Annotated in this window: 1 pseudogene; it reads left to right on the top strand. The window is 71.6% G+C overall.

Annotated elements, in window-relative coordinates:
- Positions 1–955: pseudogene (locus JMF90_RS38515) on the top strand (thioredoxin family protein); the annotation flags it as partial.

The raw sequence follows: 955 nt of genomic DNA, 5'->3' as shown, positions 1-955 counted from the left end.
TCGTGTCGCGCAGACGCTGCAGTCGCTCGCGCAACGCGCGCGGGCGGCCGGTGCGAAAGACGAATCGGCGCGCTTCGCGCTGAAGTCGGCGGTGGTCGCCGCGTCGGACGATCCGACGCAGGCCGGCGCGCTCGACAAGGCCGCGCTCGCCGATTCGCTGCGCACGGTGCTGCACGATGCCGCGCTGTCGCGGGCCGATTCGGACGTGCTGGTCGCCGCACCCGCGCGCGTGGTCGCGTATCTCGGCGGCGACGACGCGCAGCGCACGAAATTGCGCGGCGCGTATGACACGGCGCTGGCGCGCCTGTCGACCGACACCACGCTGTCGTCGATCGACCGGCTGATGGCGCTGCACGGCCGCGTGCTGCTCGCGCGCGGCGACGCACGCAAGGGCGCACCACTCGCCGCACCGGCGCTCGCCGATACCGCGCGCAAGCAGATTGCCGCATCGGTGCAGGGCGCGGCGAATGCATACGAGCGGCAGGCGCTCGTCAGCGAAGGCGCGGACACGCTGACCGACGCGGGGCTGTACGACGAATCGGATGCGTTGCTGAAGGCCGAGCTGCCGCGTTCGTCCACGCCGTACTACTTCATGTCGGGGCTGGCCGCGAACGCGAAGGCGCGCGGCGACAAGGCGGCCGCGCTCGACTGGTATCGCAAGGCGTACGACGCGGCGAGCGGCCCGGCGACGAAGCTGCGCTGGGGCGCGACCTACTTCGCGAATGCGGTTGAACTGGCGCCGGACGATTCGGCGCGCATCGAAGGGATTGCCGCCAGTGTGCTCGCGCAGGCCGACAAGACCCGGGACGCGTTCTACGGCGCGAACCTGCGCGCGCTGACCAAGGTCGTCACGCAGCTGAACCGCTGGCGCGGCAGCGGCGCACACGATGCGTCGGTCAGGTCGGTCGTCAAGCAGTTCGACGGCGTGTGCGGGAAACTGCCGGCCGGCGATCCG

The organism is Burkholderia sp. E168m23, assembly GCF_016586125.1.
Taxonomy (GTDB): Bacteria; Pseudomonadota; Gammaproteobacteria; order Burkholderiales; family Burkholderiaceae; genus Burkholderia; species Burkholderia orbicola.
The sequence above is the reverse complement of the archived record's forward strand: the minus strand, read 5'-3'. Positions and strand labels throughout refer to the sequence as shown.